19 protein-coding genes and 6 pseudogenes are annotated in these 26,898 nt (G+C 58.6%); 9 read left to right on the top strand and 16 right to left on the bottom strand.

What is annotated here, in order from left to right:
- Positions 1 to 17 precede the first annotated feature (17 nt).
- Positions 18 to 494, bottom strand: coding sequence for a pantetheine-phosphate adenylyltransferase (gene coaD / locus ACX80Z_RS13630; protein WP_019482949.1), 477 nt, complete (start codon positions 492 to 494; stop codon positions 18 to 20).
- 78 nt (positions 495 to 572) lie between these two features.
- Here coaD and ACX80Z_RS13635 point away from each other — a divergent pair, with 78 nt between their 5' ends.
- The 5 genes from ACX80Z_RS13635 to ACX80Z_RS13655 all read left to right on the top strand — a co-directional run bounded on the left by ACX80Z_RS13635 (position 573) and on the right by ACX80Z_RS13655 (position 6,123).
- Positions 573 to 1,811 carry an aminotransferase class I/II-fold pyridoxal phosphate-dependent enzyme gene (locus tag ACX80Z_RS13635; RefSeq protein WP_459316235.1) on the top strand — a complete coding sequence of 413 codons (1,239 nt, stop codon included), beginning with the start codon at positions 573 to 575 and terminating at the stop codon, positions 1,809 to 1,811.
- Positions 1,812 to 1,846: 35 nt separating this feature from the next.
- Positions 1,847 to 2,620 carry a spermidine synthase gene (locus ACX80Z_RS13640; protein ID WP_459316236.1) on the top strand — a complete coding sequence of 258 codons (774 nt, stop codon included), beginning with the start codon at positions 1,847 to 1,849 and terminating at the stop codon, positions 2,618 to 2,620.
- Positions 2,621 to 2,811: 191 nt separating this feature from the next.
- Entirely contained in the window at positions 2,812 to 3,102 is a 291-nt protein-coding gene (locus ACX80Z_RS13645) for a DUF1540 domain-containing protein (RefSeq protein WP_019482952.1), read from the top strand.
- A 414-nt stretch (positions 3,103 to 3,516) separates the two neighbouring features.
- Positions 3,517 to 3,936, top strand: a complete 420-nt coding sequence (locus ACX80Z_RS13650) for a hypothetical protein (RefSeq protein ID WP_459316237.1) — start codon at positions 3,517 to 3,519, stop codon at positions 3,934 to 3,936.
- A 177-nt stretch (positions 3,937 to 4,113) separates the two neighbouring features.
- The gene (locus tag ACX80Z_RS13655; RefSeq protein ID WP_459316238.1) at positions 4,114 to 6,123 is read left to right on the top strand and encodes a CAP domain-containing protein; all 2,010 of its coding nucleotides are present in this window, start codon (positions 4,114 to 4,116) and stop codon (positions 6,121 to 6,123) included.
- Positions 6,124 to 6,211: 88 nt separating this feature from the next.
- On the opposite strand, the gene rsmD is transcribed toward ACX80Z_RS13655, so the two are convergent.
- Together rsmD and ACX80Z_RS13665 are read right to left on the bottom strand one after the other, a co-directional pair.
- Positions 6,212 to 6,790, bottom strand: a complete 579-nt coding sequence (gene rsmD, locus ACX80Z_RS13660) for a 16S rRNA (guanine(966)-N(2))-methyltransferase RsmD (protein WP_459316239.1) — start codon at positions 6,788 to 6,790, stop codon at positions 6,212 to 6,214.
- Between the two features lie 185 nt (positions 6,791 to 6,975).
- Positions 6,976 to 8,595 carry an alpha/beta fold hydrolase gene (locus ACX80Z_RS13665; RefSeq protein WP_459316240.1) on the bottom strand — a complete coding sequence of 540 codons (1,620 nt, stop codon included), beginning with the start codon at positions 8,593 to 8,595 and terminating at the stop codon, positions 6,976 to 6,978.
- Positions 8,596 to 9,594: 999 nt separating this feature from the next.
- On the opposite strand from ACX80Z_RS13665, the gene ACX80Z_RS13670 reads away from it, so the two are divergent.
- Positions 9,595 to 11,028, top strand: a complete 1,434-nt coding sequence (locus tag ACX80Z_RS13670; RefSeq protein ID WP_459316241.1) for a DUF2252 domain-containing protein — start codon at positions 9,595 to 9,597, stop codon at positions 11,026 to 11,028.
- Positions 11,029 to 11,326: 298 nt separating this feature from the next.
- Here ACX80Z_RS13670 and ACX80Z_RS13675 read toward each other — a convergent pair whose 3' ends face one another.
- The 8 genes and pseudogenes from ACX80Z_RS13675 to ACX80Z_RS13710 all read right to left on the bottom strand — a co-directional run.
- Complete coding sequence (locus ACX80Z_RS13675) at positions 11,327 to 12,988, bottom strand: HNH endonuclease signature motif containing protein (protein WP_459316242.1); 1,662 nt, start codon at positions 12,986 to 12,988, stop codon at positions 11,327 to 11,329.
- Positions 12,989 to 13,081: 93 nt separating this feature from the next.
- Positions 13,082 to 15,304, bottom strand: coding sequence for an ATP-dependent DNA helicase RecG (locus ACX80Z_RS13680; RefSeq protein ID WP_459316243.1), 2,223 nt, complete (start codon positions 15,302 to 15,304; stop codon positions 13,082 to 13,084).
- Positions 15,297 to 16,334, bottom strand: a complete 1,038-nt coding sequence (locus tag ACX80Z_RS13685) for a DAK2 domain-containing protein (RefSeq protein ID WP_459316244.1) — start codon at positions 16,332 to 16,334, stop codon at positions 15,297 to 15,299. Before ACX80Z_RS13685 ends, ACX80Z_RS13680 begins: the two co-directional genes overlap by 8 nt.
- 232 nt (positions 16,335 to 16,566) lie before the next feature.
- Positions 16,567 to 16,719, bottom strand: coding sequence for a hypothetical protein (locus tag ACX80Z_RS13690; RefSeq protein ID WP_459316245.1), 153 nt, complete (start codon positions 16,717 to 16,719; stop codon positions 16,567 to 16,569).
- Positions 16,720 to 16,728: 9 nt separating this feature from the next.
- Entirely contained in the window at positions 16,729 to 16,947 is a 219-nt protein-coding gene (locus ACX80Z_RS13695; protein WP_459316246.1) for a UDP binding domain-containing protein, read from the bottom strand.
- Positions 16,948 to 17,074: 127 nt separating this feature from the next.
- Positions 17,075 to 18,198: pseudogene (locus ACX80Z_RS13700) on the bottom strand (IS110 family RNA-guided transposase).
- 286 nt (positions 18,199 to 18,484) lie between these two features.
- Positions 18,485 to 18,766 (bottom strand): annotated as a pseudogene (locus tag ACX80Z_RS13705) (DDE-type integrase/transposase/recombinase); the annotation flags it as partial.
- Positions 18,736 to 18,885: pseudogene (locus tag ACX80Z_RS13710) on the bottom strand (transposase); the annotation flags it as partial. The pseudogenes ACX80Z_RS13710 and ACX80Z_RS13705, both read right to left, overlap by 31 nt.
- Positions 18,886 to 19,154: 269 nt before the next feature.
- On the opposite strand from ACX80Z_RS13710, the gene ACX80Z_RS13715 reads away from it, so the two are divergent.
- On the top strand, positions 19,155 to 21,590 hold the full coding sequence (locus tag ACX80Z_RS13715) for a glycosyltransferase (protein WP_459316247.1): 2,436 nt from the start codon (positions 19,155 to 19,157) through the stop codon (positions 21,588 to 21,590).
- 228 nt (positions 21,591 to 21,818) lie between these two features.
- Here the strand turns inward: ACX80Z_RS13715 and ACX80Z_RS13720 are convergent, their stop codons facing one another.
- From ACX80Z_RS13720 to ACX80Z_RS13735, 4 genes and pseudogenes are all read right to left on the bottom strand, one after another.
- On the bottom strand, positions 21,819 to 22,109 hold the full coding sequence (locus ACX80Z_RS13720) for an integrase core domain-containing protein (protein WP_459316248.1): 291 nt from the start codon (positions 22,107 to 22,109) through the stop codon (positions 21,819 to 21,821).
- A pseudogene (locus tag ACX80Z_RS13725) lies at positions 22,093 to 23,483 on the bottom strand (IS30 family transposase). The gene ACX80Z_RS13720 and the pseudogene ACX80Z_RS13725 overlap by 17 nt, the downstream one beginning before the upstream one ends.
- A gap of 58 nt (positions 23,484 to 23,541) precedes the next feature.
- Positions 23,542 to 24,177, bottom strand: a pseudogene (locus ACX80Z_RS13730) (DDE-type integrase/transposase/recombinase); the annotation flags it as partial.
- A complete protein-coding gene (locus ACX80Z_RS13735) occupies positions 24,174 to 24,485 on the bottom strand; it encodes an IS3 family transposase (RefSeq protein WP_024476463.1) in 312 nt (103 codons plus the stop codon). The gene ACX80Z_RS13735 and the pseudogene ACX80Z_RS13730, both read right to left, overlap by 4 nt.
- Positions 24,486 to 24,767: 282 nt before the next feature.
- Here ACX80Z_RS13735 and ACX80Z_RS13740 point away from each other — a divergent pair, with 282 nt between their 5' ends.
- On the top strand, positions 24,768 to 25,097 hold the full coding sequence (locus ACX80Z_RS13740) for a hypothetical protein (protein ID WP_459316249.1): 330 nt from the start codon (positions 24,768 to 24,770) through the stop codon (positions 25,095 to 25,097).
- A 107-nt stretch (positions 25,098 to 25,204) separates the two neighbouring features.
- Positions 25,205 to 25,356 (top strand): annotated as a pseudogene (locus tag ACX80Z_RS13745) (transposase); the annotation flags it as partial.
- 168 nt (positions 25,357 to 25,524) lie between these two features.
- Here ACX80Z_RS13745 and ACX80Z_RS13750 read toward each other — a convergent pair.
- On the bottom strand, positions 25,525 to 26,871 hold the full coding sequence (locus tag ACX80Z_RS13750; RefSeq protein ID WP_459316250.1) for a UDP-glucose dehydrogenase family protein: 1,347 nt from the start codon (positions 26,869 to 26,871) through the stop codon (positions 25,525 to 25,527).
- Between the last annotated feature and the right edge of the window lie 27 nt (positions 26,872 to 26,898).

Consider the following 26,898-nt stretch of genomic DNA (forward strand, 5'->3'; position numbering starts at 1 on the left):
TCCGATTAATTGGGACCCTACGATGAGGGCCGTTTGAGCCTTTTCAGCACACCCTTGGGAACGAACGGCGAGATGTCTCCGCCGAGTGAATCGACCTCTTTCAGGAGCGACGACGAAAGATGGGTGTAGCTATTTTCGGCCGGGATGAAGACGGTTTCGACGCCGGTGAGTTGGCGGTTCATGGTGGCCATGGGCAGTTCATAGTCGAAGTCCTGGCTGGACCGCAGACCCTTGACGATGAGGTTGGCGCCATGTGAGCGGCAAAAGTCAGCCAGCAGACCTTCGCTCATGGGCAGGACTGACACGCCCCGGAGGTACTGGAGGGTTTCGCGGACGCTCTCGAGGCGTTCATCTAGGTCGAACCGGTACTTTTTGGCTGGGTTGTTGGACACCGCAACGATCACCTCATCAAAAAGGCTTGCGGCTCGGGCGATGACCTCCACGTGACCGTTGTGGATGGGGTCAAAGGATCCGGGGCAGACTGCGCGACGCATGGTTCGAATCTACAGTGAAGTGCGCTGCGGTACACCCGGCCGCGGCGGTGCGGCGTCATAACCGCAATACTTGAGTGCATGAGTTCAACTACTTCTTCACTGGTGACCGGCACCGCCACAACCCCTACGCCATGGCAACGGACAGCGTCGGGCGCCAATCTGTTGGCCTCCGATGGGCGCCTCGGTGTCACGATCTTCGAGGAAATCACCATGTTGGCGCTGCAACACGGTGCCATCAACCTGGGGCAGGGTTTTCCTGATGAGGATGGTCCGGCTGAGATTCTTGAGGCTGCCCGTGCTGCCATTGCGGCCGGCGCGAACCAGTATGCGCCGGGGCAGGGATTGCCGGTGCTGCGGGAAGCCATCGCTGCCCATCAGGAGCGGTTCTATGGGCTGACCCCGGATCCCGGCACCGAGATTATCGTCAGCACCGGCGCGACCGAGGGCATTGCGTCAACAGTTTTGGCCCTTGCCGGACCCGGTGATGAGGTGCTCACCTTTGAACCGTTCTATGACTCGTATGGCGCGACGATCGGCCTCAGTGGCGCCACCCACACCACTGTTCCGTTGTCGGCTCCCGATTTTCAGCCCGATCTGGACGCCCTCGAGCGGGCTGTCAACGCCAATACCCGGATTATTCTGCTCAACAATCCGCATAATCCCACGGGCACCGTGTTTACGCGCGAGGTGTTGCAGAAGATCGTCGATCTTGCGGTGAAGCACAACTCGGTGATCGTGACCGACGAGGTGTATGAACACCTCACCTTCGGCGTCAGGCATGTGCCGATTGCGTCGTTGCCGGGCGCTGCGGACCGCACGCTCACCATTTCCTCGGCAGGGAAGACGTTCTCGGTCACCGGCTGGAAAATTGGGTGGATCAGTGGGCCGCGGGAACTCATTTCGGCGGTCCGTACGGTAAAGACCTTTCTGACCTACAGCTCCGGGACTCCCTTCCAGAGCGCCGTTGCACACGGTTTGGGTCTCGACGAAAGCTTCTTCGAGACGACCGCAGCAACGCTGCAGCGTAAGCGGGACATTCTCAGTGCCGGCCTTGAGGCTGCCGGATTCGATGTCTTCACACCCCAGGGCACGTACTTCGTGAACGTCGACGCAGCGCCGCTGGGAATTTCGGATGCCACCGCGTTGGCTCGGCGGTTGCCCGAACTGCTGGGGGTTGCGGCTATTCCGGTGGCTGTCTTTTGCCATCCCGACGGCGCCGCACGGACCAGTTCGTTGCTCCGGTTTGCGTTTTGCAAGAAGACCGAGGTGCTCGAAGAAGCAGCTGACCGTCTGTCGACGTTGCGGTCGCGGCTGTGAAGGGTGTTGAACTGTGCTCCGACGAGGATGGTGCTGTGCCCACCCTTCATTTGGCCGACATTGGCCAGCTAGCCGAAATTGATGAAGACGCGTTCACCGAGGGCGCCTACATTCTCAGTATTGGCGGTGCCCAACAATCGCATGTTGATCTGGGGAATCCCAGACACGTTTTCTACGAGTATCTGCGGCGTATTGCGAATGTCCTGGATATTTTCAAGCTTGCCGGTGAGCCAATTCGGGTGTTGCATCTCGGTGCTGGCGCGTTGACGTTGGCTCGCTATGTCCAGGCGACGAGGCCGGGCTCTGAGCAGGTTGCGGTCGAACTGGAACGGGAGTTGTTGGACTTTGTGCTGGAGCATCTGCCGCTGCCTGAAGGCACCCGGTGTTCCCTGCTGATCGAGGATGCCCGGGCGGCGCTCGACAGGTTTGAGCCAGGCTCGTTTGATGCAGTGGTGCTCGACGTGTTTGCCGGCGATGATGCACCCGTCCATCTCACCGATCAAGCGTTCTATCAGGCGCTGACCTCGCTGGCGGCTCCGGGCGGAGTTGTTCTCGTCAATGTTGGGGACGATTCCCCGCTGACGTTTGCGCGTGCCCAGGTTCGTCGGTTACAGGAGGCGGCCAACGACGTCGCGGTGTTGGCTGATGCGGGAATGATCGGAGGGCAACTGGCTGGGAATATCGTGCTGGTGGGAACCGATTCGGTGTGGCCAGCCGAGTGGTCGGATCCGCTGGTAGCGGCGGGTCCGCATCCAGGTGTTGTGGTGACCGGTTCCGAACTTGTTGCATTCTCTGCGGGACCGCGGTAACGCCTGAGCGGGCAATATGCTATTCACCCCTCCGCAATACGAAAGCAATAAATACGCTAATTTAATGTGCGCTATAGAATTGCCTTTATCGGCTGTTTTTTCATTCATTCAGCAGTACCGTTGGTGCATAGACCACGTGTCATGCGGTGTTGATCCTGTTGACACCGCTGATTGCTACAAATGGAGGAACCATGACTACCGAAGTTGCGAGCGTTTCAGAGTGCAGTGTGGACTCCTGCTCCTTCAATCACGACGGCTGTACTGCCTACGCGATCACTGTCGGTGGTAGCCGCGATCATGCATCGTGTTCGACCTTCATCGACACGTCGGCGACCGGTGGTTTGCCGATGGTATTGGCTCACGTCGGTGCTTGTCAGCGCACCGAATGCACCTTCAACGACCACCTGATGTGCGGCAAGACCAATGTGACCATTGGCCACGGCGCTGATACTGCTGATTGCCTGTCCTACCAACCGCAGTAGGACCTCGCTCCAAGTTTCACAGCGTCACAGACCCGGTTGTCCACTAGGACGGCCGGGTTTGTGCATGAGGCGGGTTGTTCCAACAGACATCCTTCGGACCATTCCGGTCGTCGTCGGGCGCGGATTAGAGTTCTCATCAGGGGCTCACGAACGTCTCATAGGTGACTGACTAGATAGAGAACCTGCGGCAGTTACATCACCGCGGGGGAAGATCGGTCACCACCATGGAAACGTATGTGTCTCAGACGCACTCGTTGGAGGAACTGTCCTCGACCGAGCACCCTTCCAAAGAACTCCGTGTTGTGCGCTACTCGCATGAGGCCCTCCGGGCTGGGCCATACCCGACGCAATCTGGCGTTGGCCCACTCTTTGACGGCAAGCCTTCGGGGGTTGACCGGTTGCACAGTCACCGGCTTGCTGGTCACCGGCGAATCGCAGGCTGCCCGGTTCGACAGTCCCGGCAGCTGGGACTGGGTGGTGCTTCCTGGCATTTCCAAGGGCAGCGACGGCTGTACGCCCCGCAATCTGGCAATCAATCAGTCCAAGCCCATCAGGCTCTGGTTGGATTTGGCAAACCTTTTGGTTCATATCGATGTTTGGCGAGCGCAGGGTGTCTTCTCTGCTGCTGCGGCGTCGACCGCCGAGCAGGCAATTCTCGACACCGCTTCGGCAATGAATGTGTCGCACACCCGTATGCATGCCTATTCTGCATCGACCAGATTGCGGCTTGCTTGTCTGTATGCGTTTCGGCCGTCGTACCAGGCTGTTGCTCACTTCTGGTTTGAGCGTCTGGAAGAGGATTTTCGGCAGAAGGCAACAGGTTTCTCGTCGTAGACACCGCTCGGGTCGGACGTAGCGCCTTTTGTCTGATGTATCCGACATCTGAATAGGCTTTTGCGCCCACGAGGGTACTGACTTTCGGCCATAAAACCTGTGGAAAATTGGGTATTTCAGAGTAACTATGTGGTTTATGCTTTGAGGGTCTCGATCAATATTCTCTGGGGGAATTCAATGTCACTATTTTCCGGGCACCACCCTGTCCAGACCCGTACCGCCGACCTAGGTCGTCCCACGTTGGCACGGCCGCATTCTGGGAAACATGGACAGGTCCGCAGCGGTGTCAGGAAGATTCTTGCTGGTTTCGTTGGCTTGCTGCTGGTGGCGACTAGTTTCTCCCTTGGGGCAGCGCCAGCGGCGGCCAGCCCCGAGTCTGATGTCATTCAGGCGAGCCCCGCCCCAAGTACCCTTGATCTTGCCAACAAGCAACAGATCCTTGACGTTTTCAACGGCATCAACGTTTTCCGTGCGAACAAGGGGCTGGAACCGGTCACCTTCAACGTCACTGTCTCAGAGGTTGCCGAAGACTGGTCCGACTACATGGCGACGAACCAAGCCTTTTTTCACAACCCGGACTATGCCTATGATCCCAGGGTAGACGGCCGGTGGGTGAGGGCGGCCGAGATCATTGCCGCCCGGTGGGACACCTCGGGTCAAGGTCTGGTGAACCAGTGGGATGCATCGCCGACACACAACGTAATCATGAGCGACCCCGCGCTCGAAACCATCGGGGTCGGCATTTCCATCACGGGCAATAAGGATTACCAGAATGAGCCGCTCAACCACACGATGTATGGGACGGTCAATTTCTTCACTTTTGAAGAACCTCCGGTGGGAACCTACGCAACTGCGCAGGACTACTTCGACGGGAAGCCTTCCCTGGATGTGCCGGAGCCGCCACCCCTCAGCCAGGTGACGACCCAGGCGCCGACATGGGATAACTCGACGGGTAACTACACGATCCCCGCTGTGAAAGGCGTCGATTACTTCGTCAACCAGAAAAAGACTCCGGCGGGCACTTACCATTCTGGCTGGAGCCGGATCAATATCGAAGCGAGAGCACAGCCAGGTTACAAGGTCATCGGAACAGTGTCCTGGTCCTACACTTTTGTCCGGCCGTCCACCACGGTAACTCCGGCACCGGTGGTGTTCACCGACAAGGACGGCACAAGCCAGGACACAATCACGATCCCTTCAACAGAGGGTGTCGAATACACCATCGGCGATACTCGCACCCCCGCTGGCACTTACCCGGGGAAGGGTTACGTGATCGTCTACGCGAAAGCTAAACCCACGTACATCATTCGAGATGGTGCCACGACGCGTTGGACCATGGAATTCAAGGAAACCCCCTACCGGGTAACTCCTGCACCCGTGGTGTTTACGGACAGGGACGGCACCGCCAAGGACACGGTTACGATCCCTTTCACCATCGGTGTTGAGTACCTACTCACCGGTAAGCCAATTGCTGAAGGCGTCTACGCAGGTAAAGGTACCGTCACTGTGACCGCACGGGCTAGTACCGATTACGTTCTTGAACCCGGTGCCACCGCGAAATGGACGACCACCTTCAGCAGTGGTAACGCGCCTTACGCACCGCCGAAGGTCTCGCCTTTCGCCGATGTCTCCACCAAACAGCTGTTCTACAAGGAGATGTCCTGGCTCGCTTCACAAGGCATCAGCACAGGCTGGAAAGAGCCAAACGGCACCAGCACCTACCGTGCCCTTGTGCCGGTCAACCGTGACGCGATGGCAGCATTCCTCTACCGTGCAGCCGGATCCCCCGCTTACACACCTCCGAAGCAGTCCCCCTTCGCGGATGTCTCCACCAAGCAACTCTTCTACAAGGAAATGTCTTGGCTCTCAGCCCAAAACATCAGCACCGGCTGGAAAGAAAGGAACGGGACCCGCACCTATCGTCCGCTGCAGCCAGTCAACCGTGACGCAATGGCAGCATTCCTTTACCGCGCAGCCGGATCCCCCGCCTACACACCTCCGAAGCAGTCCCCCTTCGCGGATGTCTCCACCAACCAGCTCTTCTACAAGGAAATGTCCTGGCTCTCAGCCCAGAACATCAGCACCGGCTGGAAAGAGCCGAATGGCACGAGCACGTACCGTGCGCTGCAGCCGGTTAACCGCGACGCAATGGCAGCATTCCTCTACCGTGCAGAAGGAAGACCGTAACCATGCCTCCCTTCTGACGCTATTCCGATAGCAGCAGAAGGGAATCTTGGGGTTGTCTGGCATACCGTGGCGGTCCGTACCAAGGACACTAAACCGCTGGCTCGGTCGGTTCTGCGAACCATAGCTTGGTTTCGCCATACTTTTTTTCGGCAAACCGTTCCAGACCGGCCGGCCATTCAGGTTCCTGCGAGCGCGATGAGCGTTCCAGTACGACAACAGCACCCTCTGCCAGGTGGGGAACCAGGGTTTCAAGGATGCCGGACAGTGCGTCGTTTTCTACCGGATAGGGAGGATCCATCAATACGAGATCCCATTGATCCGACGGAAGAGCCCGATCCAGGTAGGTTTCTACCTTAAGATGGTGTACCCGGACAGTCTGGTTTTTGAGGGTTTTGTTCACCAGATCGGCGTTGGTTCGGCTGACTGCCGCGGCTTTGTCGGCCGATTCCACCAGGTCGACGATCTTCGCTCCGCGGCTTGCGCTTTCGACGCCCAGGGAGCCTGAGCCAGCAAAGAGGTCGAGTACTCTGGCATCGGCGATGACCTCGTAGGCGTCGAGACGAGAAAACAACGCCTCTTTGACCCTGTCAGTGGTGGGCCGTGTTGCTGTACCCGGAACGCTGAATAGGGGTATGCCTCCAGCGGCTCCGGCGATAATTCGACTCATGTTTCAACTGTATCGACAAGAGGTGGGACGTTTGGCCACCGATTATTGTCTGCCGAAAGTGGCGGCAATATGGCGGCGCAGGGATCGGGGCCGCCATCAGGTTGCTGGTGGGTGCTGTTGCGAGCGGATGTACAGACCATAAGCGGGTGCGGTCGACCTGCCATAGATGGCAAACCGGGGGCTTCCTATCCGCTCGTATCCTGCAGCACCTCCAACATAAGCCGGTGAAACTCGGTTGGCTGCTCCCACATTGGTCGGTGCCCTGAAGTCTCAAACACACGTAGTTCCTTGGAGGGAGCGGTCAGCACTTCGTACCACTCTTGCGCGAGGACGGCACGGCCAGGAGCCTCGTAACGCCCCTGCGCCAGATACACGGGGATATCCAGCCTCGTCACCTGTTCTCGAAAGTCAATCTCTTGCAACTGCGGATAGAGCACAGCGAAAACGTCGAGGGTGGCGCCGAGGTTCCGGACCTTCTCAACGTTGGAGTACTCCTCAACAAAAAGCCCTTCGGAATTCTGACCCGAACCCTCGGCGTTCGGCGTTCGGTCGTACGGATGAACCAATTGCTCGGTTCCGATCGCCGGTTCGTAGCCCCTGATGTCGGTGTAGGGCGGCGGACCGTACGCTTCAAGCGTGGACGCCAGCCCGCCGTCGCCTGTGGTGCGCGCCCACTCCAGCGCATCTTCATAAAAGATGATGTCAGTGGCACGCTGGCTCACCATTTGGCCGACGCCAACGAAGGCCTGGTAGAGCTGCGGTTCACGATCCGCGAGGAGGACCCCGAGCGTTGAACCCCACGATTGTCCCACCAGGTAGATACGGTCCTGCCCGAACCGCTGGCGAAGATACTCAGTAACAGCTAGTGCGTCGCTAATTGCGTTCTCCAGCGTGAGGGTTGATGCCGGCTCGAACTGGTCCATCGACTTGCCGGTGCCTCGCTGGTCGAGGGTCGCGACGACAAAATCCTCCTCCAGGGCTCCCCCGTGGTTGCGCATTGCTCCCAATTCGGTTCCTCCGGGACCTCCAGCAAGGAACAGGAGGACCGGGTTCGTATCGCTGCGCCCTCGGATCATTACGCTCAGCCGATGATCTCCGACATCCACACTTGCGAACTCGGAGACGCTTCCCGGCAACGATGTGCCGTCTTCGGCCAAGATAGCGTCTGTGGAGCCCGGCAAGGCGACGAAGAAGCCGAGAAGAAGAACGAACACACCGGTCAGGGCCGTCAGCCCGCGGAGCAGGACTGTCCGTGTCCGCCGGCGAATTGGAGCGCTAGGATCCTGGCTGTTGCGCTGCACTCTCCGCCGTTCGAGCGCAGCGCCCAAGATGGCGCCAAACATCATCGGGATCAGCACCAGAAGCCCGTGGAACCCGCGTCCGGTAACAAACGCGACGACGCCGTAGATCGAGTTGAGCTGAATTTCGTCCACGGTTGGGCCTTGAACACCTGCACGGACGAGCTCGAACGATACGAGGAAAAGTACTGGTGCAATAAGGACCGCCCACCGCGAGCGAAGAGCGACGCCGCTGGCGGTGCCGACCAGCAGACTCATCGCCACAGTTACTACGGCCTCGACCTCCGTCAGTGGGCCTCGGGGAGTCAGCCAACCGGCCATCAGTGCATACCCGACCGTCACAGCCACAGTGGCTGCGAGTCCTACCCACGGTCTATCGAAGGTGGTGCTCAGTCGGCTCGGCTCGGCCGGGACGGTCGGGGACGGCGAACTGGTGAGCTGCTCTTTTGACATATCCGTGGCTTCCTGGCGGGGGATCCTCACTTTCCTGGAGGGGGTGATACTCATCTGGAGACCAAATGCCGTCAATCCAGAGTCTGCGGCCTCCACCGATTCACCCACTCTTCATTCGACCGCTGTCCCAGCCGACGACATAGAGTCGAAGGTCCCGCGGTGCCGAGCAAGACCCCGGGTGTCCGCAGCGGTGCCGAGGGAACCTGTCGCCAGTCGCCAGTCGCTAGTCGCCAGGACCCAGGAACTCAACACTCAGAACTCGACACTCAGAACTCGACACTCAGAACTCGACACTCAATGACTGTGGATGCTATCGCTTCTTGGCGTCGCTATGTGATCGCTTCGTGACGACGTTATGTGATCGCTCGTTGCCGTATCAGCGACCCGTATGCCGATCGGCTCGTGGTCGCCCTGCTCCAAGGCCTTGGGGTACACCAAAGAGGCATCGACGGTCGAGCCGCCACGTGAACCCAGTTCTAACCACAGAAGTGGTCTCCGTTTGAGTTGCAGCCATCAAGGTGAGTATTCGATGCCCAGCTGCGGCCGAACCAGTGCCTTCAGGATGCCGGTACCGCGGTTGTTCTGGGCAGGAGGACGGGGCAGCATGTCACCCGGATTTCACTCAGTAAGACGCCTGCCGCCGTTAGCACGGTGCCGTGTACGCCGCCCGGTAATTCACCATGGCCGAAATCACCCGCTCCTGCGTTGTAACTCCCCTGCCCATCTACCCGCAACAGCCGTTCCACCAAGACCGGGCTGAAACGTCCTTAACGCCAAAGGCTGCACGGATACCACTCAACGTAGGACGCGCTTCGACAGAGTTCTGGTGGAACGTATGCCTGTGCTCTATGAGCATCACAGGTGTCTTCGGACGACCCGCCTTCAACATGTCGACCCCAGGGCCGGATCATTCAGCAGCGCGCGTTGACGATGGGTCAGGTCGGGGCCATAATCGCCCTATTGAGCCAAGACACGCGAGCGCGCTCCGCAAGGACCTACTCCCTGGTGGCCAGTGCCGGTGGTGGTTCCTGATGCAAAGGGAGGTCCCTGGTCATGGCCGAAACCAGAATCAAGCACCGGAGCGTTGAGGAGCGGATCGCGAAGGGCAAGAGTTGCCGGAAGAAAACACCGGTCTCCAGCCCAACGGGGTGGGTTCCCGATCCCGATCGGCCGGATCCGGTCGCGCTCCTCGAGGAGCAGAACCGCACCCGGGAACAGGACCTTGTGCCGGTGCGGCACGGCCGGATGCTGGCCTCGCCGTTCACCTTCTACCGGGGTGCGGCCAAGATCATGGCCGCTGATCTGAAGGACACTCCACGGGCCGGCCTGATCACCCAGCTGTGCGGAGACGCCCACCTGTCGAACTTTGGCGTATTTGCCTCGCCGGAGCGGAACCTGCTCTTTGACCTCAATGACTTCGACGAGACGCTCCCGGGACCGTTTGAATATGACGTCAAGCGCATGTCCGCGAGCTTCACCATCGCTGCCCAGAACAATGCCTTCACCAGGACAGAAACACACGACGTGACGCTGACCGCGGTCCGGGCCTACCGGGAAGCGATGGCCGAGTTCGCGCAAATGCGCACTCTGGACATCTGGTACGCCCAGCTATCCGAGGAACAGCTACTGGAAACCATCAACATGGCTGCGTCGACGCCCAAGGGCAAGACCCTCAAGAAAGCCGAGGGCCTGGAAAAGACGGCGCGGAAAAACATCGCCAAGGCCCGCACCCGGGACAGCCTGCAGGCCCTCTCCAAGCTTGGCGAACTCGTGGACGGGAAGTACCGGATCGTCAGTCAGCCGCCGATAGTCATCCCGGCCCGGGAACTGGGCGGATCGCTCGGCATGTCTGCCGATGAACTTGAGCACGTGATCAGCGAGCAGCTCCGTTCCTACCGGGCCACGCTCCAGGACGACCGGCGTCACCTGCTCGAACGGTTCGAAGTCATCGACGTCGCCCGCAAGGTTGTCGGCGTCGGCAGCGTTGGCACCCGGGCGTTCATCGCTTTGCTCCAGGGGCGCGATCAGGAAGACCCGTTGTTCCTGCAACTCAAGGAGGCCACGCAATCCGTGCTCGAGGACCACTTACCTAAGAGCAAGTTCAAACAGCCGGGCGAGCGCGTGGTGCAGGGGCAGCGGATGATGCAGGCAGCAAGCGACATCTTCCTGGGGTGGACCAAGGGCGCGCAGGAAAACCGGTACCTGTACTGGCGCCAGTTACGTGATATGAAGGGCTCAGCCGTCGTGGAGGGAATGAAACCGCTCAACATGACCATCTACGCCGGAATCTGCGGCTGGACCCTGGCCCGGGCGCATGCCCGCTCCGGTGACCCGGTCGCAATCGCTGCCTATATGGGCAAAAGTGCTAAATTCGACGTGTCGATCACCGACTTCTCCGAGCGCTACGCGGACCAGAACGAGCAGGATTACCGGGCCTTCGCCAACGCGGTTTGTTCCGGACGATTGGAAGCCGTCGAGGGCCTCTAGGCCGACCGCAACGTGCCAGCGGACGCGCGCATGACGTCCCCCTGCACTGCTCAGTAAAACCACTGCGTCTCATAAACGCACTCGTCATGGACGAGCGGCTTCTGTAGACACGACCGGACAACCTTGATCGTCAGGCCCAGACCCAGTGGCTTGAGGGCACGGCTGCGGTGCCGGCCCTCATGGCGCAGATCTGATCCAGGATCTGGTCTTGCAAACGGGACTGCCCCGACGAGCAAGTGGAGAATTCGCTGGCAATTGAAGCCCCTGGGCGGCGAAGCCTAGCAAGTCAGACGGCACATCAACCCGTGACCAACGGATTGCGATCCTGCTCATGGGGATGATCCCGGTGATAGTGGTTCTGTCGAGGTCTCTGCGCCGGATCGATATACCGCGGCGGAACAAACCACGGAATCCGGTCCCTCACCTCGATCTTCCATTCATCTTGGTGAACCAAATGGTGATGCCTAGTGCAAAGCAAGACTCCGTTATCTGCCGTGGTCGGTCCACCTCTACTCCACGGAAGGATGTGATGACCCTCGGTCCAGGGCGACGGCATCATGCAATCCGGAAACGCACATCCACCATCCCGCGCGGCCAATGCTTTACGGATAGAGGGAGGAAACAAACGACGAGGATTCCCCACATCGAGAACCTGGCCTTGCGTTCCAAGCACCACGGGTAAGACATTCGCATCGCAGGCAATCCGACGAATCGACCGAGCACTGATCAAACCGCCAAACGCTGCATGACCAGCTCTACCGACATCGGCCACCAAGTCCTTGTAGTTGATGGTGACCAACACCTGCGGCCTCATCCCTCCGGCATCGGAAAGCTTGCTGCTAGCCAAGGCAATTCGACATGCACCCACCAAGCCATCCAGCAACTGCTGCGCCCACGTCGACCGATCAAGCTCCTCTTCCGGAATGGTCCCTGCTCCCTGAGCAGCTGAATCTCCGGATGAACCGAACAAAGTCGCCTCAGCGTTCGAAGAATCCGCCCCGGCACCAGACGGCTGTGCGCCGGCGTCTACACCCCCATCTGTGCCCGCACCTGCACCTGCACCTGTGCCCGCACCTGTCCTTGTACCTGCACCTGCACCTGCACCTGCACCTAAAGTCTTATCCACGTCACCCAACTTTTCTGCTTCAGCAGCCGACAGTCCTGCCCTGGCCCTTGGGTTGGTGGCTGAATACATCACCGTGATCAGGTCTTCGAACTGTTCGTCGGTCGCTGAGATCTCCATGAAGTGCAGACCATGACGCTTACCCCTAAGAAAAACTCCCTGCCGCGCCCGCAAAACCTCTTCGGTTGGTTCAGAGCCATCAGGGTTGAGCAAACTTTCCCACCGCTGAATCAGCACCCTCAGCACATCCAGATCTGAGACAACTGCCTGCCTAGTCAGAGTGGCCTCCATCTCGTCCAGATCCTTGGACGAAGCAAACGGCTTGACTCTTTCCATGGCCGAACTGATCAAGGTGGCAGCCTGGCTGCTGACTTCCGATCGAGCAATCGCAGCCCCAAGATGTTCCAGCCGGGGAGCAAGCGGCTGACCATTCAACTGAACGGAGGGCAAAACCTGACCGGATACACGAATCCGCCGCTTCGCATCACTCTTGCTGATTCGCAAAGTGTTCCGAAGATACTCGGCGTTGTCTCTGCACCCCGTGCGGTTCAGCGCTCCCTTGGAGGAATCGCCGTCGGACACGCCAAGAGTGATCCGCTGGTCGGACTCACCGACTACCGCCACATTCTGATGTTCCACCGCGTGTGCCGCAATCAGCTGAAGTTGCTCGGCAGTTCTGGCGACCTGTTCGATAGCCACCGCGATTTCGGCAAGTTCACGAGTGGGCATGATCAGACTCTCCGAACGAAAAGAGTCAGCAATCCCCGACAGTTCAGTATTCAACCAGGCGAGATACCGAGGAGTATCGGTCTGCTGCTCGAATGGGGTGATAGCCATGAATCAATTTTATCGAACATAGATTCGAGTGATCCAGTGAACATCCCCAATGTGGAGGAGGAGTGGCCACTGGTCCTCCACAGAACAAAAGGACTAGCCCCGTTCCAGGAAGGCTTCCTTCTCGGGATTCAGGTAGAGATCCATCGCCTCGGCGAGGTCTGGATGGTCCACCAGATCGACGTCGTGCGCCACGATCTGCTGGGCATCTTCGCGAGCCTTCTCAATGATCTTCACGTCCTTGACCACGCGCAGGAACTTCAACGCCGACCGCCCACCGGACTGCGAGGCCCCGAGAATGTTGCCTTCGCGCCTCAGTTCAAGGTCCTTCTGTGACAGTTCGAAGCCGTCGGTAGTGGACGCAACAGCAGCAAGCCTTTCCCTGCTGGGATGATCCGGGTCAAGCTGCGTCACCAAGAGACAGGTACCGGGATGCCCGCCACGACCAACCCGGCCACGCAGCTGATGAAGCTGCGAAATACCGAACCGGTCCGCATCCATGATCACCATCATCGTGGCGTTGTGAACATCCAGACCTACCTCGATCACCGTGGTGGAGACCAGCAGCTGAACGCTTCCGTCATTGAAGCGAGCCATGGTCGCTGACTTCTCGACAGGATCCAGCCGCCCATGCAACAACCCAATCGACACACCCTGCATCACCGGCATTTCCTGCAGCGTTTCGAACAACTCATTGACCGACGTTAGTTCCTGCTGAGGACCCCGGCTGTCAGGCGGCCCATCGGGCGAGTAGAGCTCTACCGCGGTGGAGTCCTCTTCTTGGTCGCCAATCTTGGGACACACCACGTACACCTGACGCCCGGCGTCGATCTCCTCCCTGGCCCGCGCCCAGATGCGCTGAATCCAGGCAGGATGTTCGGTGAGCCCCACCTGGTGGGTAGTGATCGGCGCCCTACCGGCAGGCAGCTCGGTCAAGGTGGATACATCGAGGTCACCGAACACCGTCATCGCGACCGTCCGGGGAATGGGGGTTGCGGTCATCACCAGCACGTGCGGCGAATTGGTGGCCTTGGACCGCAACACGTCGCGTTGCTCGACACCAAAGCGGTGCTGTTCATCCACCACGATGAGCCCGAGGTCGAAAAAGCTCACATTCTCGGACAGCAGGGCATGGGTCCCAATCACGATCCCGGCGTCACCCGTTGCCGCGTCAAGCATTGCGTGCTTGCGCTGCGCAGTGGACATCGAGCCGGTCAGCAGGACCACCTTGGTTCCATCAGCTGCTCCCCCGAGCATCCCTCCCATGGCCAATGGCCCCAACGTCCGGGTGATGGATTGCAGATGCTGTGCGGCAAGCACCTCGGTCGGCGCCAACAGCGCGGCCTGACCACCGGAATCGATCACCTGCAGCATCGCCCGGAGAGCGACAAGCGTCTTACCGGAGCCCACCTCACCCTGCAGGAGCCGATTCATGGGGTGGGAAGAGGACAGGTCCTCAGCGAGGGTCTCCCCAATATCTTTCTGCCCGTTGGTGAGGGTGAAGGGCAGCTGGGAGTCGAACTGGTCCAGCAGTCCACCCGGGCGTGGACGGCGCGACGTCGCCTCCTCCTGCGAGGTGAGCGCCCGACGTCGGGCCAGTGCCGTCTGCAGAACCAGCGCCTCCTGGTAGCGGAAGCGGTGCTTGGCCCGGTAGGTGTCTTCGATCGCGTGAGGACGATGGATCAGCTCATAGGCCTGGGTGATATTCATCAGCTTGTCCCGGCGCGTAATGTCCTGCGGCACCGGGTCATTGAACTGAGAGTGCACCAGTCTGTCGAGCAGTGTACCGACTGCCTTCTTGATGGTTTCGCTGGGAACCTTCGCCGACGCCGGGTACACCGGAAGCGGCGCCTCGAGAAGATCGGGGTCGACGGACCCGTCGTCGTCGAGCAATGAATAAATGGGGTTGGTGAGGTTCAGCCGGTGCCGATACTCAGTGACCTTGCCGGAGAACATGGCGTGGACGCCTGGACGTAGATCCCTCGCAGCCTGGTGACCGTTGAAGAAGGAGAGGCTGAGACTGCCGAGCTTGCCCCCGGTGTCGTCGGTGATCACTACCTCACACAGAGAACCCTTACGGTTGCGCATCTGCCTCAGGTTGGCGGATTGCACCCGAGCAATCAGTGTCACATCTTCGCCCAACGGCACTGAGCTCACCGGCGTCAGCTCGCCGCGCTCAAAATAGGCGCGCGGGAAATGGTTGAGCAGATGGCTAAAGGTGTGAATGTTAAGGGTCTCGGCGAAGGCTTTGACCTTGGCCTTGGGAATGACAACCCCATCGAGGGGGGAGCTGAGCTCCCCGGTCTTCGGACTATCCACTGGCCTCTTGGGCTTCACTATGCCGTGCTGATTCGTTGAGTGGGGAGGAGTCACCAAGTGCGGAGGGGTCCTTGAGTTGGGTCACGTCGCCGTATTGCGGCGAGTCGGACTGGCGTGGCGATGCCAGCTGGGTAACCGACACGTTGATTGGATGGCCGGCTTCCTGGATGAGTTTCAGCGCCGGTTCGGGCGTGGGCACGTGGACGTGGACACGCCACCGGTAGCCTTCTTCGACCTCGGTGACGGCGCTCATGATGACTGAGTCGCCGAGCTCGTCCAGGTGAAGCCGCAGGGTGGCGGCGTCGAGGGGGCTGAGGTTGATGGTGCACATGACTTCGACGCCCTCGGCGTCGCCGCCGTTGTGGATGTGGGGTGCCTGGATGTCGTAGCCGTGGAGTCCGTCGAGGAGTTCGTCTTGAAGTTCTTCGCCGAGCGCGGCGGCCCGCAGCGCATCCATGATCAGGAGGAATCCCACTCCCCCGGCATCCACCACCTTGGCCGCGGTGAGAACGCCGAGCTGGCTTTCGGTCTGGATGACGGCTTCCAGAGCGGCTTCAACGGCGGCTTGCAGGGTGAGGGCAAGGGCGTGGTTGCTGTCGTCTCCGTTTTGGGCGCCGTCCGCCATGGCCGCTCCGCGGGCCGTCGCCTCCAGGACGGACAGCATCGTGCCGGGCACCGGGTCGCTGAGGGCCGACCAACTGCGGATCTGGCCTCGCTGCAATGCGGTGGCCAGCAAGGGGCCTGAAAGCCTGGTGTGGTGGTGCAGGGGCTCGGCCACTGCCGACAGGAATACGGCGAAGAGGGTGCCTGAGTTACCTCGGGCGTCCTCCATGGCGGCTTGACCTGCGATTCGGAGCAGCACGCCGAGATCGGTGGTGTCGGATGCCGAGGCGGCGTGGGAAGCGGCGCGGACGGTGAGGTAGAGGTTGGTGCCGGTGTCGCCGTCTGCCACTGGGAAAATGTTGATGGCGTTGAGGCGGTCGCTGTGGTTGCCCAGGGACTCTTCGGCCTTGCTCAACCATCGCCTCATCGCAGCTGCGTTAGCGGTGATCTTTGTCTGCAAAGTGATCCTATCCCACGTAGGCATGTGACTGCGGCGCTGCGGTCACTCCGGGCAATCCGGCACATACCGAGCCTACCGCAGTGAGGTCTGGAGGGAGAGAGCGAAACCGAGGTATTGGTAGCGAGCAGGAGTTTGCTGACTACAGCAATCGAGCTGGCCACCAATCCGATGGGGTGGATAGCTCCTGAAACCCAGCCGGCTATACCGGCGCGAGAACGCCCAGATGGTCGATCCTGCGACCTGGCGCACAGAAGGTCCAGCCCGACTCGGACCACGCCACAGGATCCAGCACGTTGCGACCATCGATGACAATGCGTCCCTTCACCAGGGTGCCAACAGCCTTAGGATCCATCTGAATGAATTAAGGCCACTCGGTGAACAGGAGGACGATGTCAGCCCCCGTGACCGCGCTAACGAGTGAATCGCAGTAATTCAGACGAAGGAACCGCTTTGCTGCATTGGCGTTGGCTTCCGGATCAAAGACGTTCACGTCGGCACTGCAGTTGAATAACTGGCCAGCGACATCCAGCGCTGGAGAATCCCTGACATCGTCGCTGTTCGGCTTGAATGCCGTTCCCAATATCGCCACGGTCTTGCCGGCAAGATCCCCCAGCAGCTGCTTTGCAGAATAGACGACGAAGATTAACCTCGTTCAAAAACTTCATCGTTAGGCACGCCGCTGCACTCCTTGGATGCTCTCCTAAGAGTCAAGCTGCAATCTTGCGTGGTTTGGTGTTCGGGCGGATGTGTTCGGTCCCGGGGTTGAGGAGGAAGTAGACCTCGCGGGCGAGGTAGCGTTTCAGGCAGCGGCTGATCTCCATCTTTGAGTGTCCTTGCGCGGTCTTCTTCGCGACGTAGGCCTTCGTTCTCTCGTCGATCCTGAGTGGGCTGATCACAGCGAAATGGAGGGCCCGGTTGGCTTGGCGGTCACCGCCCCGATTGAGTCGGTGCCGCTGGGTCATGCCCGATGATGCGGGCAGCGGTGAGACGCCGCAGAGCATTGCGAAAGAGGCTTCTGAGCGGAGCCGGTCGGGATTGTCACCGGCGGTGACCAGCAGTTGCCCGGCGACTTCTATGCCGATGCCGGTACGTTCGAGCAGGCGCGGCGCGAGGGCTTCGACGATGGGGTTGATGAGGACCTCGAGGTCGGCGATCTCATCGGTGAGTTCGAGATAGCGGCGGCCGAATGACTTCGGCGCGATCCGGTAGGCTACCACGGGATCAGTCGCATTCGAGACATCGGGGCGCCAAGCCGCGAGATGGCGGATCAGTTGCATTCGGGTGAGGTTGCGGACCTGATCGCGAACCTCGTCGGGCGCCGCGACGATCGACATGCGCAGCAGCTGCAGCGCCTTGCGGCGCTCCCGGACCGCCTGGGCGCGTGCGAGACGCAGGATTCTGAGGGCTTCGACTGCGCCGTCCTTAGATTTAGGGATCGTGGTGCGTCGTTCGTGGAGCGCGGCTTGGGCGGCGCTGATCGCGTCAAGATCGTCGTCTTTGCCCTTCCGTCGCCGGTCCGAACGGTCTGGCCGATCCACCTCAAGCACCGTCACATCGTTCTTCGCGAGATGCCGAGTGAGTCCGGCGCCGTATGAGCCGGTGCCCTCGATGCCGATCCGGATCAGGTCTCTCCGTGGCTGCGCACCCAAGTCAGCAGCGCCCGGTAACCAGCGCGAGTCGTTGAGAAGCTGTGAGTGCCGATAACGGTGCCTGCAGCGTCGATGACGGCCGCGACGTGGATCTCTTTGTGCGTGCCGACACCAGCGAACACTGAGGGTGATTGAACTGAGGGTGATTGATGCGTCCCGATGGTATTGGCGATGACGGTCATGTCGCGCTCCGATTTGTTCGTATGGGCGGGGAACGGCACCTCGCACCACCAGGCCGGCGGACAAGACAGTGATGAGCACCTGTAGGCGCAGGCTCTCCTTAGGTCACTCCGGCGGTGAGGCGTGACACCTCACCGGGTGCTCCCAGGGGACCGACAGATCCGAGGAAAGACAACACCACGTCGATCGGAGTGAGAGTCAGGAACCCCTGAAAACATCCGGCACCGACATTCTCGCGTGTCGATCGCTGTGACGGTGAAGACCCGCGGAAACACCAGCACAAACAGTCTCACTATCCGAGTGGTCGGGCGGCATTTTCAGGGCATCCGCGACCAGGTCGATGCGCATGTGAACGGCGATGGACCAGCCGACGACTTTCTTCGAATAGCAGTCGATCACGGTGGCCAAATAGATGAAACCCTGCCATATGTAGATGTCGGTGATGTCCCCGACGAACTTCATCCCCGGGAGGTCCGCGGTGAAGTCGCGCTTCACCAGGTCCGGGACCGCGGTAGCCACATTCGGCATTGGCGTTGCCCGGAACCGTATTGGTTCAGCCACCGGTACAAGGTCGGCTCGGTAACCTGTAGTTGCTTCACGACCTCACTCATCGGCCGTCCATCGTTGAGTATCTTCTGACCCTGACGGACATTCGCGAGGACCTGATCCGGGGTATATCTACGTGCCATATCAGTGAATTTCATCCTGCATCCATTATCGGATGCGAACCTCACATAATCACTGGACTCCTACATGCGGCCCCAACCAGAGCCCTAAGGCGAAAATTCATCTTAACTTTGAACTTCACAAACCCATCCCCGCATGCGATCCAATGCGGTAGGCCTGATGGGATAACCCCTCTGGAATATAGCAACGCAACTTACAAACGCGGTAAATTGACGGTGACACGCACTCTCGCTCCTTCACTCACGCGTCAACTTCGACTATTGTGTCAACTATGACCCTTCCGATAATTGCTGGCTTAGCTTCCGTCCCATATCGATTGGCAATGTTGGAAAAGTCATTCCATTCGATATATCCGCAAGTCGAAGAAGTTTATGTATATTTAAATAAATATGAAACTATTCCACAATTCCTCAATGTCGCAGGGGTCAAGATTTTTCGCAGCCAAGATTATGAAGATTATAAAGATGTCGGCAAATTTTTTGCTCTACGGCTGGTAAAGAAGGGAATACTTTTCACCATCGACGATGATATCGTATATCCACCCGATTATGTTTCAAGAATGGTTTCTCATTTGGTGAGTACCGAATACGGAGCCGTGGTGGGCGTCCACGCTAGTCAGCTTTCAAGTTGGCCGAAATCCTATTTTGATCGTCATGGGTTTGACTTCCGGAAAGAACTCGATAGTCTCGCTCCGGCTTCCATACTCGGCACGGGAACAACTGCATTCCACATTGAGAACATTGGCCTGGATTTTACGGACTTCCTAACGTACGGGATGGCAGACGTCTATCTGGCAGCGCACTTGAAAAGGAAGGGTATTCCAGCGCTCGTCGTGCCACGTCCATCAGGGTGGTTGATCGGCCTGAAACAAGACGGCAGCATCGATGACATACAGCCGACCCTTTACGAGCAAACTCGACGCAATGCAACGCCTCACAATACGATCATTCGGACGTTGGCGCCATGGGGAGAGAGCGATGCTCTTGCAACTTATCGCGCTCTCCCGGATTCCACGGTTCTATCGGATTCACTGGTTTACGCGCTTTCGATTATCGACATAGCAAATTCAGGCGAAAGCAGGGTATTTAGTAAAGTTCAGCGCGACTCTTCTGATCATGCATTCGTAAAGGCTAAGCCTTGGATAGAAATTTATGCGAACCGAGCTAGTCGTTATCTGATTTACCGAGACGCGATAAGAAGCCATCCTCAAGGTGAAGCTCGCCGTGTGGCCTTAGACGGTCTTTGGATGATCAACAGATTTGAAGCTATTCGTGCATCGCGTCGGATAGTCGAAAGAAATCCAGGGGACGCTAGATTCCTTCTCAAACACGCAGAATTCTGTGGCAAGTATTTTCTAGTAGATGAAGCAGAAGTGTATTTCCAACGAAGCGTGCGCATTGCAGGAAAACCAGGAGAACCAAAACTGCCAGAGGTTCTCTTCAAGTATGTCGATTTTTTGATTTTTTTCGAAAATTATAAAAAGGCTTCCTCGATAACTGTGACTCTTGGCCAGTCGCACGGTAGCCATCCTCTATTTAATGCGTGGATGGTTCTTATTTGCTTGGATCGAAACGACATAGATTCAGCGACAAGGCACCTAACAAATCTTGCCTTAGCACCGACTATGCGTCGCGGGAGCGCTATGCAGATTCTCGTGGCACTTCTCGCGAGGTCCGAACTACAACGGAATCATGAAGAGACCTGCTTGCTGAGCGTCGGCGCTATTGATGCTTCGAGCAATTCCGTTTCCGCATTAATCGATTTACTGAAAATAGCGGCCATACTCGGAGATAGGTCAGGGGCAGTCCGGGTTTGGGACATTTTATTTAACAACTACAACCGGTACTTGGAAACGCACCCCGAGTTGACCTGGTTCTATTCGAGCACATGGAGTGATCGGAAAGATATTCTGGAGGGTGCGGCGGAGCCATTGTTCACGAGAGGAAAATTCATCACTTCTTTCAGTGGTTTCAAATGGGTCGCTTCGCTTGGGAATGTCGAGCCGGATTTAGGTGAAGAGCCGCTTGTGAGTGTCATCATGACCGCGTTCAACTCAGCAGACACGATCGACTATGCTCTCGAGTCAATCCTCAATCAGTCTCACACCAACATCGAATTAATCCTCGTTGATGACATGAGCGTCGATGGCACCGCTAATCTCGCCAATAGGTGGGCAATTGATGATGCACGTGTAACGGTCGTTCATAATACAGAAAATTTGGGTCCATATGCATCTCGAAACATCGCCCTCAAACGGGCGCGAGGTGATTATATTGCTATTCAAGACGCAGACGATGTCGCATTTCCTGACCGTTTGAAGGTGCAAATCGGAAGCTTTCTTCCGGAAACAAGAGCAGTCTTGGGCCGGCACCTGCGAATGACCAAAGATGGAATTGCCCGCTTGGGAGAGGACGGGTCGATCATTCAGCATGGCAGCATGACCCTCCTTTTCAAACAAGAAATTGTACGAGAACTAGGCTTCTTCGCGGAAGTTCGGGCTGGCGGAGAAAAGGAGTTTGAGAGTCGAATAGAGCACTTCTACGGGGCTCATGCCCTATTGCGTATCCCAGAGGTTCTGGTGTGTTCGCTCTCCGCCATTGGTACAGATTCTAAAATCCACTCTGGCTCATACGAGATGAAGCGCGAGCTGCAGAACTTCAAAGACAGCTATTCAAAAACTCATTCCGAGGGATTCGTCAGTTTATAGGGTCTTAGCAATTGAGGGTGTAGCGGGCGTGAGCGGGTTGGGCGTGTCGAAGGTGGGATAGAGGTCGAGGCCTTCCTATGATGGAAGTTCCTACACTGCCCCATCTGAAAGGCCCTCGACGATGTTCCACGCTGCCTTCGATGTGAACCGTCCCGGGAATCATGCCGCCTGTTTGTTGGCGCCGGCGTCGGGTGGCGTGCCGGTTTGTAGATCATAGTATGTTTGCTCCTATTCCTCTGGCGTTTGGTGGTCCAGGGCGGAATGCAGGCGTTCGTTGTTGAACCAGTGCACCCATTCGAAGACGATTGTTTGCACGTCGGTTTCGGTTTTCAGGGCTCCGGTGCGGAACGGTGAACCCTTCGCGACGGCCTCGTTCTTGAATAGCCCCATCACCGTCTCAGCGGCGGCATTGTCATACGCATCACCGACGCTGCCGATCGAGGGCTGCAGGCCCTCGAGGGCCAGGGTGTCGGTGTAACGGACGGAAGTGTATTGGCCGTATTCAACCGGTCGTCGCAACAATTGATTGTGAGGTCGATCGTAGTTGTTCTTCGAACGCCTCGGCAGGGGTCCGCCAGTCGAGGATTTCTCTGGGGCGGTTGTTGATCGCTGATGCAACGGCGGCGATCTCCGATGCGCCCCATCGGGAGAGATCTGTTCCCTTGGGAAAGTACTGGCGGATAAGTCCGTTGAGATGCTCGTTACTGCCGCGCTGCCAGGGGCATTTCGGATCAGCGAAATAGACAGGCAACCCGATCTCGGTCGTGAGCAAACGGTGCGCGGAGAGCTCTTTACCCCGATCCCAGGTCAACGAACGACGCATCGGCGCGGGAAGCGTGGAGAACGTCGCGGTGAGGGCGTTCTTTGTCGAGATTGCACCATACCCAGCCAGCGCTGGGCCGTTCTTACGAGGTGGAATGATCCCATATCCGGTTTGGCGCGGGAGATGAACGAGTATCGCGAATCGTGTGGTCCGGTCAACGAGCGTGGCAATTGCGGAGCGGTTCAGCCCAATGATGAGGTCCCCTTCCCAATGCCCGGCGGTCTTGCGATCCGCTGCCTCCTCCGGACGTTTTGATAGCACGGTGTCTTCGGTGACATGAGCCCATGCCTGCTGTCGTGTCCGAGCTCGTGGCATGCGCTTGGTTCGGCCCCGACGCAGGTGCCAGGATCGGTGCCGCTCCAGTCCACCGCGCGAATCGACGTAAAGCGCCTGGTAGATCGCTTCGTGCGAGATCCGCATCGTTGGGTCGTCGGGGAAGTCGAGCGGTAGCCGCTTGGCGATCTGCTGTGGGCTCCACGCCGTCACCCACTCCCGGTCCCCGCGGTGAGGTTTATTCTTCCCGTCCCACACCGGTCCAACCGGGCCGATCCGTGTGCCGTCCGCAGCGAAGATGCCACCGCTGAGCTTGTCCTGGACATAGGTACGCAGCGCATCATGTGTAGCGAGTTTTGCGGTCTGCGGGCACGACGTTCTGCGTGCCACTGCGCCGTTGACGCCTTGTACTCGAGCCGATACGTTCGCGTGGACGCATTCCGCCGCAGCTCACGCGAAATCGTCGAGGACGCACGCCCCAAGCGTCCGGCAATCTCACGCACCCCGGCCCCCTGCGCACGCCAGAGCGCAATGTCCTCACGCTCCAACGGGGACAGATAGCGACCGGACACCGCGGGCGATAGTTGTGAATTCACCCCACCAGCGTCTCGGAACCATCGGTGAGCGACCTGTTCCGAAACGCCGGCCGCGTCGCCGGCTTCGCGTGTCTTCTTCCCCGCAGCGATCGCCACCCAGAATCGCACACGATCCTGCCGCCACGCGACCGTCGGCCGCCCAGGAGAAACGATCTGTCCTCGGTACGCTCGGACCTGCTTCTGTCTCTCGCCAACACCCATCCGATAATCCGATTCGTCGGTGTTGCGACGACCGGTTGAATACAGCTTGGCTTCCCGCGTCGGAGTGATGAATCAGCCCCTTCCCAGCTGGCCGGCCGGTGTGCTGGCGCCGCCACAACGCCATCCGCAGGCAATGTTCCACGAACGTAGTGTCCTTCACTGTGGAAGTTTCCCACCCGACGATCGCCCGGGAATACAGGTCGATGACCAAGGCCACGTAGACGAACCCGGCGTAGACCGGCACGTAGGTGAAATCAGTAACCCAAACCTGATTCGGGGCCAGCGCCGTGAAGTCCCGATTCAACAGATCCCCGGCGCGGCAGCCGTCCTTGCCGGGGATCGTGGTACGCATCTTGCGGCCTCGGATTAGACCATTCATACCCTCATCGCGCATCAGCCGGTCCACAGTGTGTTTGGATGCTTCCGGGAATCCGCTTCGGCGCAGCCACTGCGTCATCTTCCGCCGCCCATAAATGATCTCGGGGCGGGGACGTCCCCACACGTCGGTGACTTTCAAACTCCGCAAGGCATCGGTGAGGCGGGCATCTTCAATGGTGCGCAACGCTGGCAGACGTGTCTTCCACGCCCGGTAGGTTCGTGCGGCAACCTGCACGCCCTGCTCCCGCAGGACAGCGCAGATCGACTCGACCGCGTAACCAAGAGCGCGCAATTCGTCGATAAATCGGCAGATCAACGGCGGCGAGGGTCGAGTTCCCTCGCGAAGAAAATCGAGGCCTGTTTCAGGATCTCGTTGGACTCCTTCAGATCCCGCACCTCAGCCCGGAGCCGCTTGATTTCCTCCAACTCCTCGCTGCTTGGCCCGGTCTTTTCACCGGCATCGATCTGAGCCTGGACCACCCAACGACGCAGCGATTCAGCACCGACTCCCAGCTTCGGCGCCAAAGCCTTACAAGCGGTATAAACAGAGGGATATTCGGACAACCGATCCACCGTCATGCGAACTGCACGATCACGGACCTCGGGAGGAAACTGCTTGGGCATAGTCACTATCTTTCTCACAGAAGCTAGCGGCATCAAACGGTAATACTGGAAACGGTCTTGAACCGGTGTGACCCGCCTCCAAACTGACGTTCCCGCTGCGACTCTGCGGATACTGTCTTTCCCGGGATCTGTCCACCGGTTCAAGGTTCGTCAAAGCGCGCGGAGCCAGGCGGACATGACTTTATAGGAGCCTGATTCGACCAGTCCCATTACCGTTTTGTCTGCCCACCTGGCCCACGTGCCCATCAACAGAACACTGGTACCTGAGGGGCAGATTCCATCTTGGCAAAAGAACCATTGAATGTCATCGTCGGCGTCGACACGCATGCCGATACCCACCACGTGGCTATCATTACCGAGTACGGCAAACCGTTAGCCGACCAGGAGTTTCTGGCCGTAGGTCAGATCTTCAACCCGATGCCGGCACCCAGTATCGTGGACCTTCGCCAAAAACGTAGGCACCTCGGGTTCACCATAAATGCCGCCGCCGGTCACCTAAGCCAATGGCCCTCCGTAATCTCCCGACTCGAACGAGGCCTCATCCACAACGACACCCTCTCCACGAACTACCGGCAATGGCTCCAAGCTCAAGCGGCCCAACGAACGGATTGACAACTATAGGAGCATCCCGGGATGCTTCACTGACCACGTTCGGGACTGCCCCCGGTTTTGTTGACTCCTTGATCCAGCGAGCTGAGGCTCGTGGAAGGATGTTGCCCATGCCGACGGCTTATGGGGCGGAGTTCCGCCACGATGTTATTGATGTGGCCCGGAAGGGTGAGGCGGCGCTGGCACAGATCGCTAAGGATTTCGGGCTTTCGGTGACGACGTTGAAACGATTGATGCTATAGCGGATCGGAAGGAAACCGGGTGACTGCGACGCTACGGTCACGCCCGGCAATCCGGCGAATACCTAGCCTACCGCAGGGAATCCTTCAGGGAGAATAGCGGTGGGCGGAAAGGTGGCGAGCGGAGATTTGCTCCTAGGATGCTCGCCACCCAACCTAGCTACGCACTGCCACAGGAACCGGCGACGAGCCTATGCTGGCGCCAGTGCGGTTTCGAGGTCCATCCGGCGTCCGAGTGCACAAAAGGTCCACCCGGCCTTAGACCAGGCGGTTGGATCCAGCACATTTCGGCCATCAATCACTACTCGTCCCTCAACGTGCGTTCCAATTGTGTCCGGATTCATTCGAACGAATTCCGGCCACTCGGTCAGCAAGATTACGATGTCCGCTCCGGAGACCGCTTCAACGAGTGAATCGCAGTAATTCAAGCGGGGAAACCTCTTTGCGGCATTTGCGTTAGCTTCTGGATCGTACACATTTACGTCCGCGCCACCGTTGAATAGCTGGCCAGCGACATCCAATGCGGGAGAGTCCCTAACGTCGTCGCTGTTCGGCTTAAAGGCAGTTCCCAATATGGCAACGGTCTTTCCCGTGAGATCGCCAAGCAACTGTTCTGCCAAGTAAATAACCCGCGCTCGACGACGAAGGTTGACCTCGTCAACCTCGTTCAGAAACCTCATCGTTGTATCAAGACCAAGTTCAGAGACGCGGGCTTGAAGAGCGCGAATGTCTTTCGGGAGACAGCCGCCTCCGAAGCCGACGCCTGCGTTCAAGAACCTTCTACCGATACGGGCATCGTGGCCAATTGCGTCGGCTAACACCCGGATGTCTCCTCCAACTGTCTCGGTCACCTCGGAGAACGCGTTAATGAACGATATCTTGGTAGCAAGAAATGCATTCGCCGCGACCTTCACCAACTCGGCCGTTTCGAAATCCGTAAGGATATAGGGTGTCTTCCGCGCGAGAGCGTCAGCATAGACTTCGCGAAGCGTCGCGTTGGCGGAATCGGAATCAGTTCCCACCACCAGTCGATCTGGGCGCAGAGTGTCCTCGACCGCGAAGCCTTCCCTAAGAAACTCTGGGTTCCAGGCGAAGTCTATTGAGATGCCGACAGCACTTTTCGAAACCGCTATCTCTTTCAGCCTCCGCGCTGAACCAACCGGTACTGTGGACTTGCCCACAATCAAGCAGTCCTTTGTCGCCGCCATTGCGATTCCGCTTACAGCGGCGTCAACGTACGACATGTCAGCCGCATGCTCGCCGGCTCGTTGAGGTGTCCCAACCGCGACAAAGTGCACGTCGCCAAACTCGCCGGCTTCCGCCATCGACGTAGTGAAACGGAGCCGCCCCGACGCCGTGTGTTTCTTTAAAAGTCCGGGCAACTCTGGCTCATGGAACGGCAAAAATCCGAGGTTGAGTTGTTCGACTCTCGCCTCGTCGAGGTCCACAGCGAGCACCTCGAAGCCAAGCTCCGCCATGGCGGCAGCATGAGTTGTCCCTAAATACCCCGCACCGATAACTGTTAACCGCAGTGACATGATAAATCTTCCCGATCATCCTATACG

This window comes from Arthrobacter sp. TMT4-20, assembly GCF_054510775.1.

Excerpts from the sequence above, each read along its gene's own strand:
- coaD (WP_019482949.1), bottom strand. The coding sequence starts at position 494 with ATGCGTCGCGCAGTCTGCCCCGGATCCTTTGACCCCATCCACAACGGT.
- ACX80Z_RS13635 (WP_459316235.1), top strand. The coding sequence starts at position 573 with ATGAGTTCAACTACTTCTTCACTGGTGACCGGCACCGCCACAACCCCT.
- ACX80Z_RS13645 (WP_019482952.1), top strand. The coding sequence starts at position 2,812 with ATGACTACCGAAGTTGCGAGCGTTTCAGAGTGCAGTGTGGACTCCTGC.
- ACX80Z_RS13655 (WP_459316238.1), top strand. The coding sequence starts at position 4,114 with ATGTCACTATTTTCCGGGCACCACCCTGTCCAGACCCGTACCGCCGAC.
- rsmD (WP_459316239.1), bottom strand. The coding sequence starts at position 6,790 with ATGAGTCGAATTATCGCCGGAGCCGCTGGAGGCATACCCCTATTCAGC.
- ACX80Z_RS13665 (WP_459316240.1), bottom strand. The coding sequence starts at position 8,595 with ATGAGTATCACCCCCTCCAGGAAAGTGAGGATCCCCCGCCAGGAAGCC.
- ACX80Z_RS13670 (WP_459316241.1), top strand. The coding sequence starts at position 9,595 with ATGGCCGAAACCAGAATCAAGCACCGGAGCGTTGAGGAGCGGATCGCG.
- ACX80Z_RS13675 (WP_459316242.1), bottom strand. The coding sequence starts at position 12,988 with ATGGCTATCACCCCATTCGAGCAGCAGACCGATACTCCTCGGTATCTC.
- ACX80Z_RS13685 (WP_459316244.1), bottom strand. The coding sequence starts at position 16,334 with ATGAGGCGATGGTTGAGCAAGGCCGAAGAGTCCCTGGGCAACCACAGC.
- ACX80Z_RS13690 (WP_459316245.1), bottom strand. The coding sequence starts at position 16,719 with ATGGATCCTAAGGCTGTTGGCACCCTGGTGAAGGGACGCATTGTCATC.
- ACX80Z_RS13715 (WP_459316247.1), top strand. The coding sequence starts at position 19,155 with ATGACCCTTCCGATAATTGCTGGCTTAGCTTCCGTCCCATATCGATTG.
- ACX80Z_RS13735 (WP_024476463.1), bottom strand. The coding sequence starts at position 24,485 with ATGCCCAAGCAGTTTCCTCCCGAGGTCCGTGATCGTGCAGTTCGCATG.
- ACX80Z_RS13750 (WP_459316250.1), bottom strand. The coding sequence starts at position 26,871 with ATGTCACTGCGGTTAACAGTTATCGGTGCGGGGTATTTAGGGACAACT.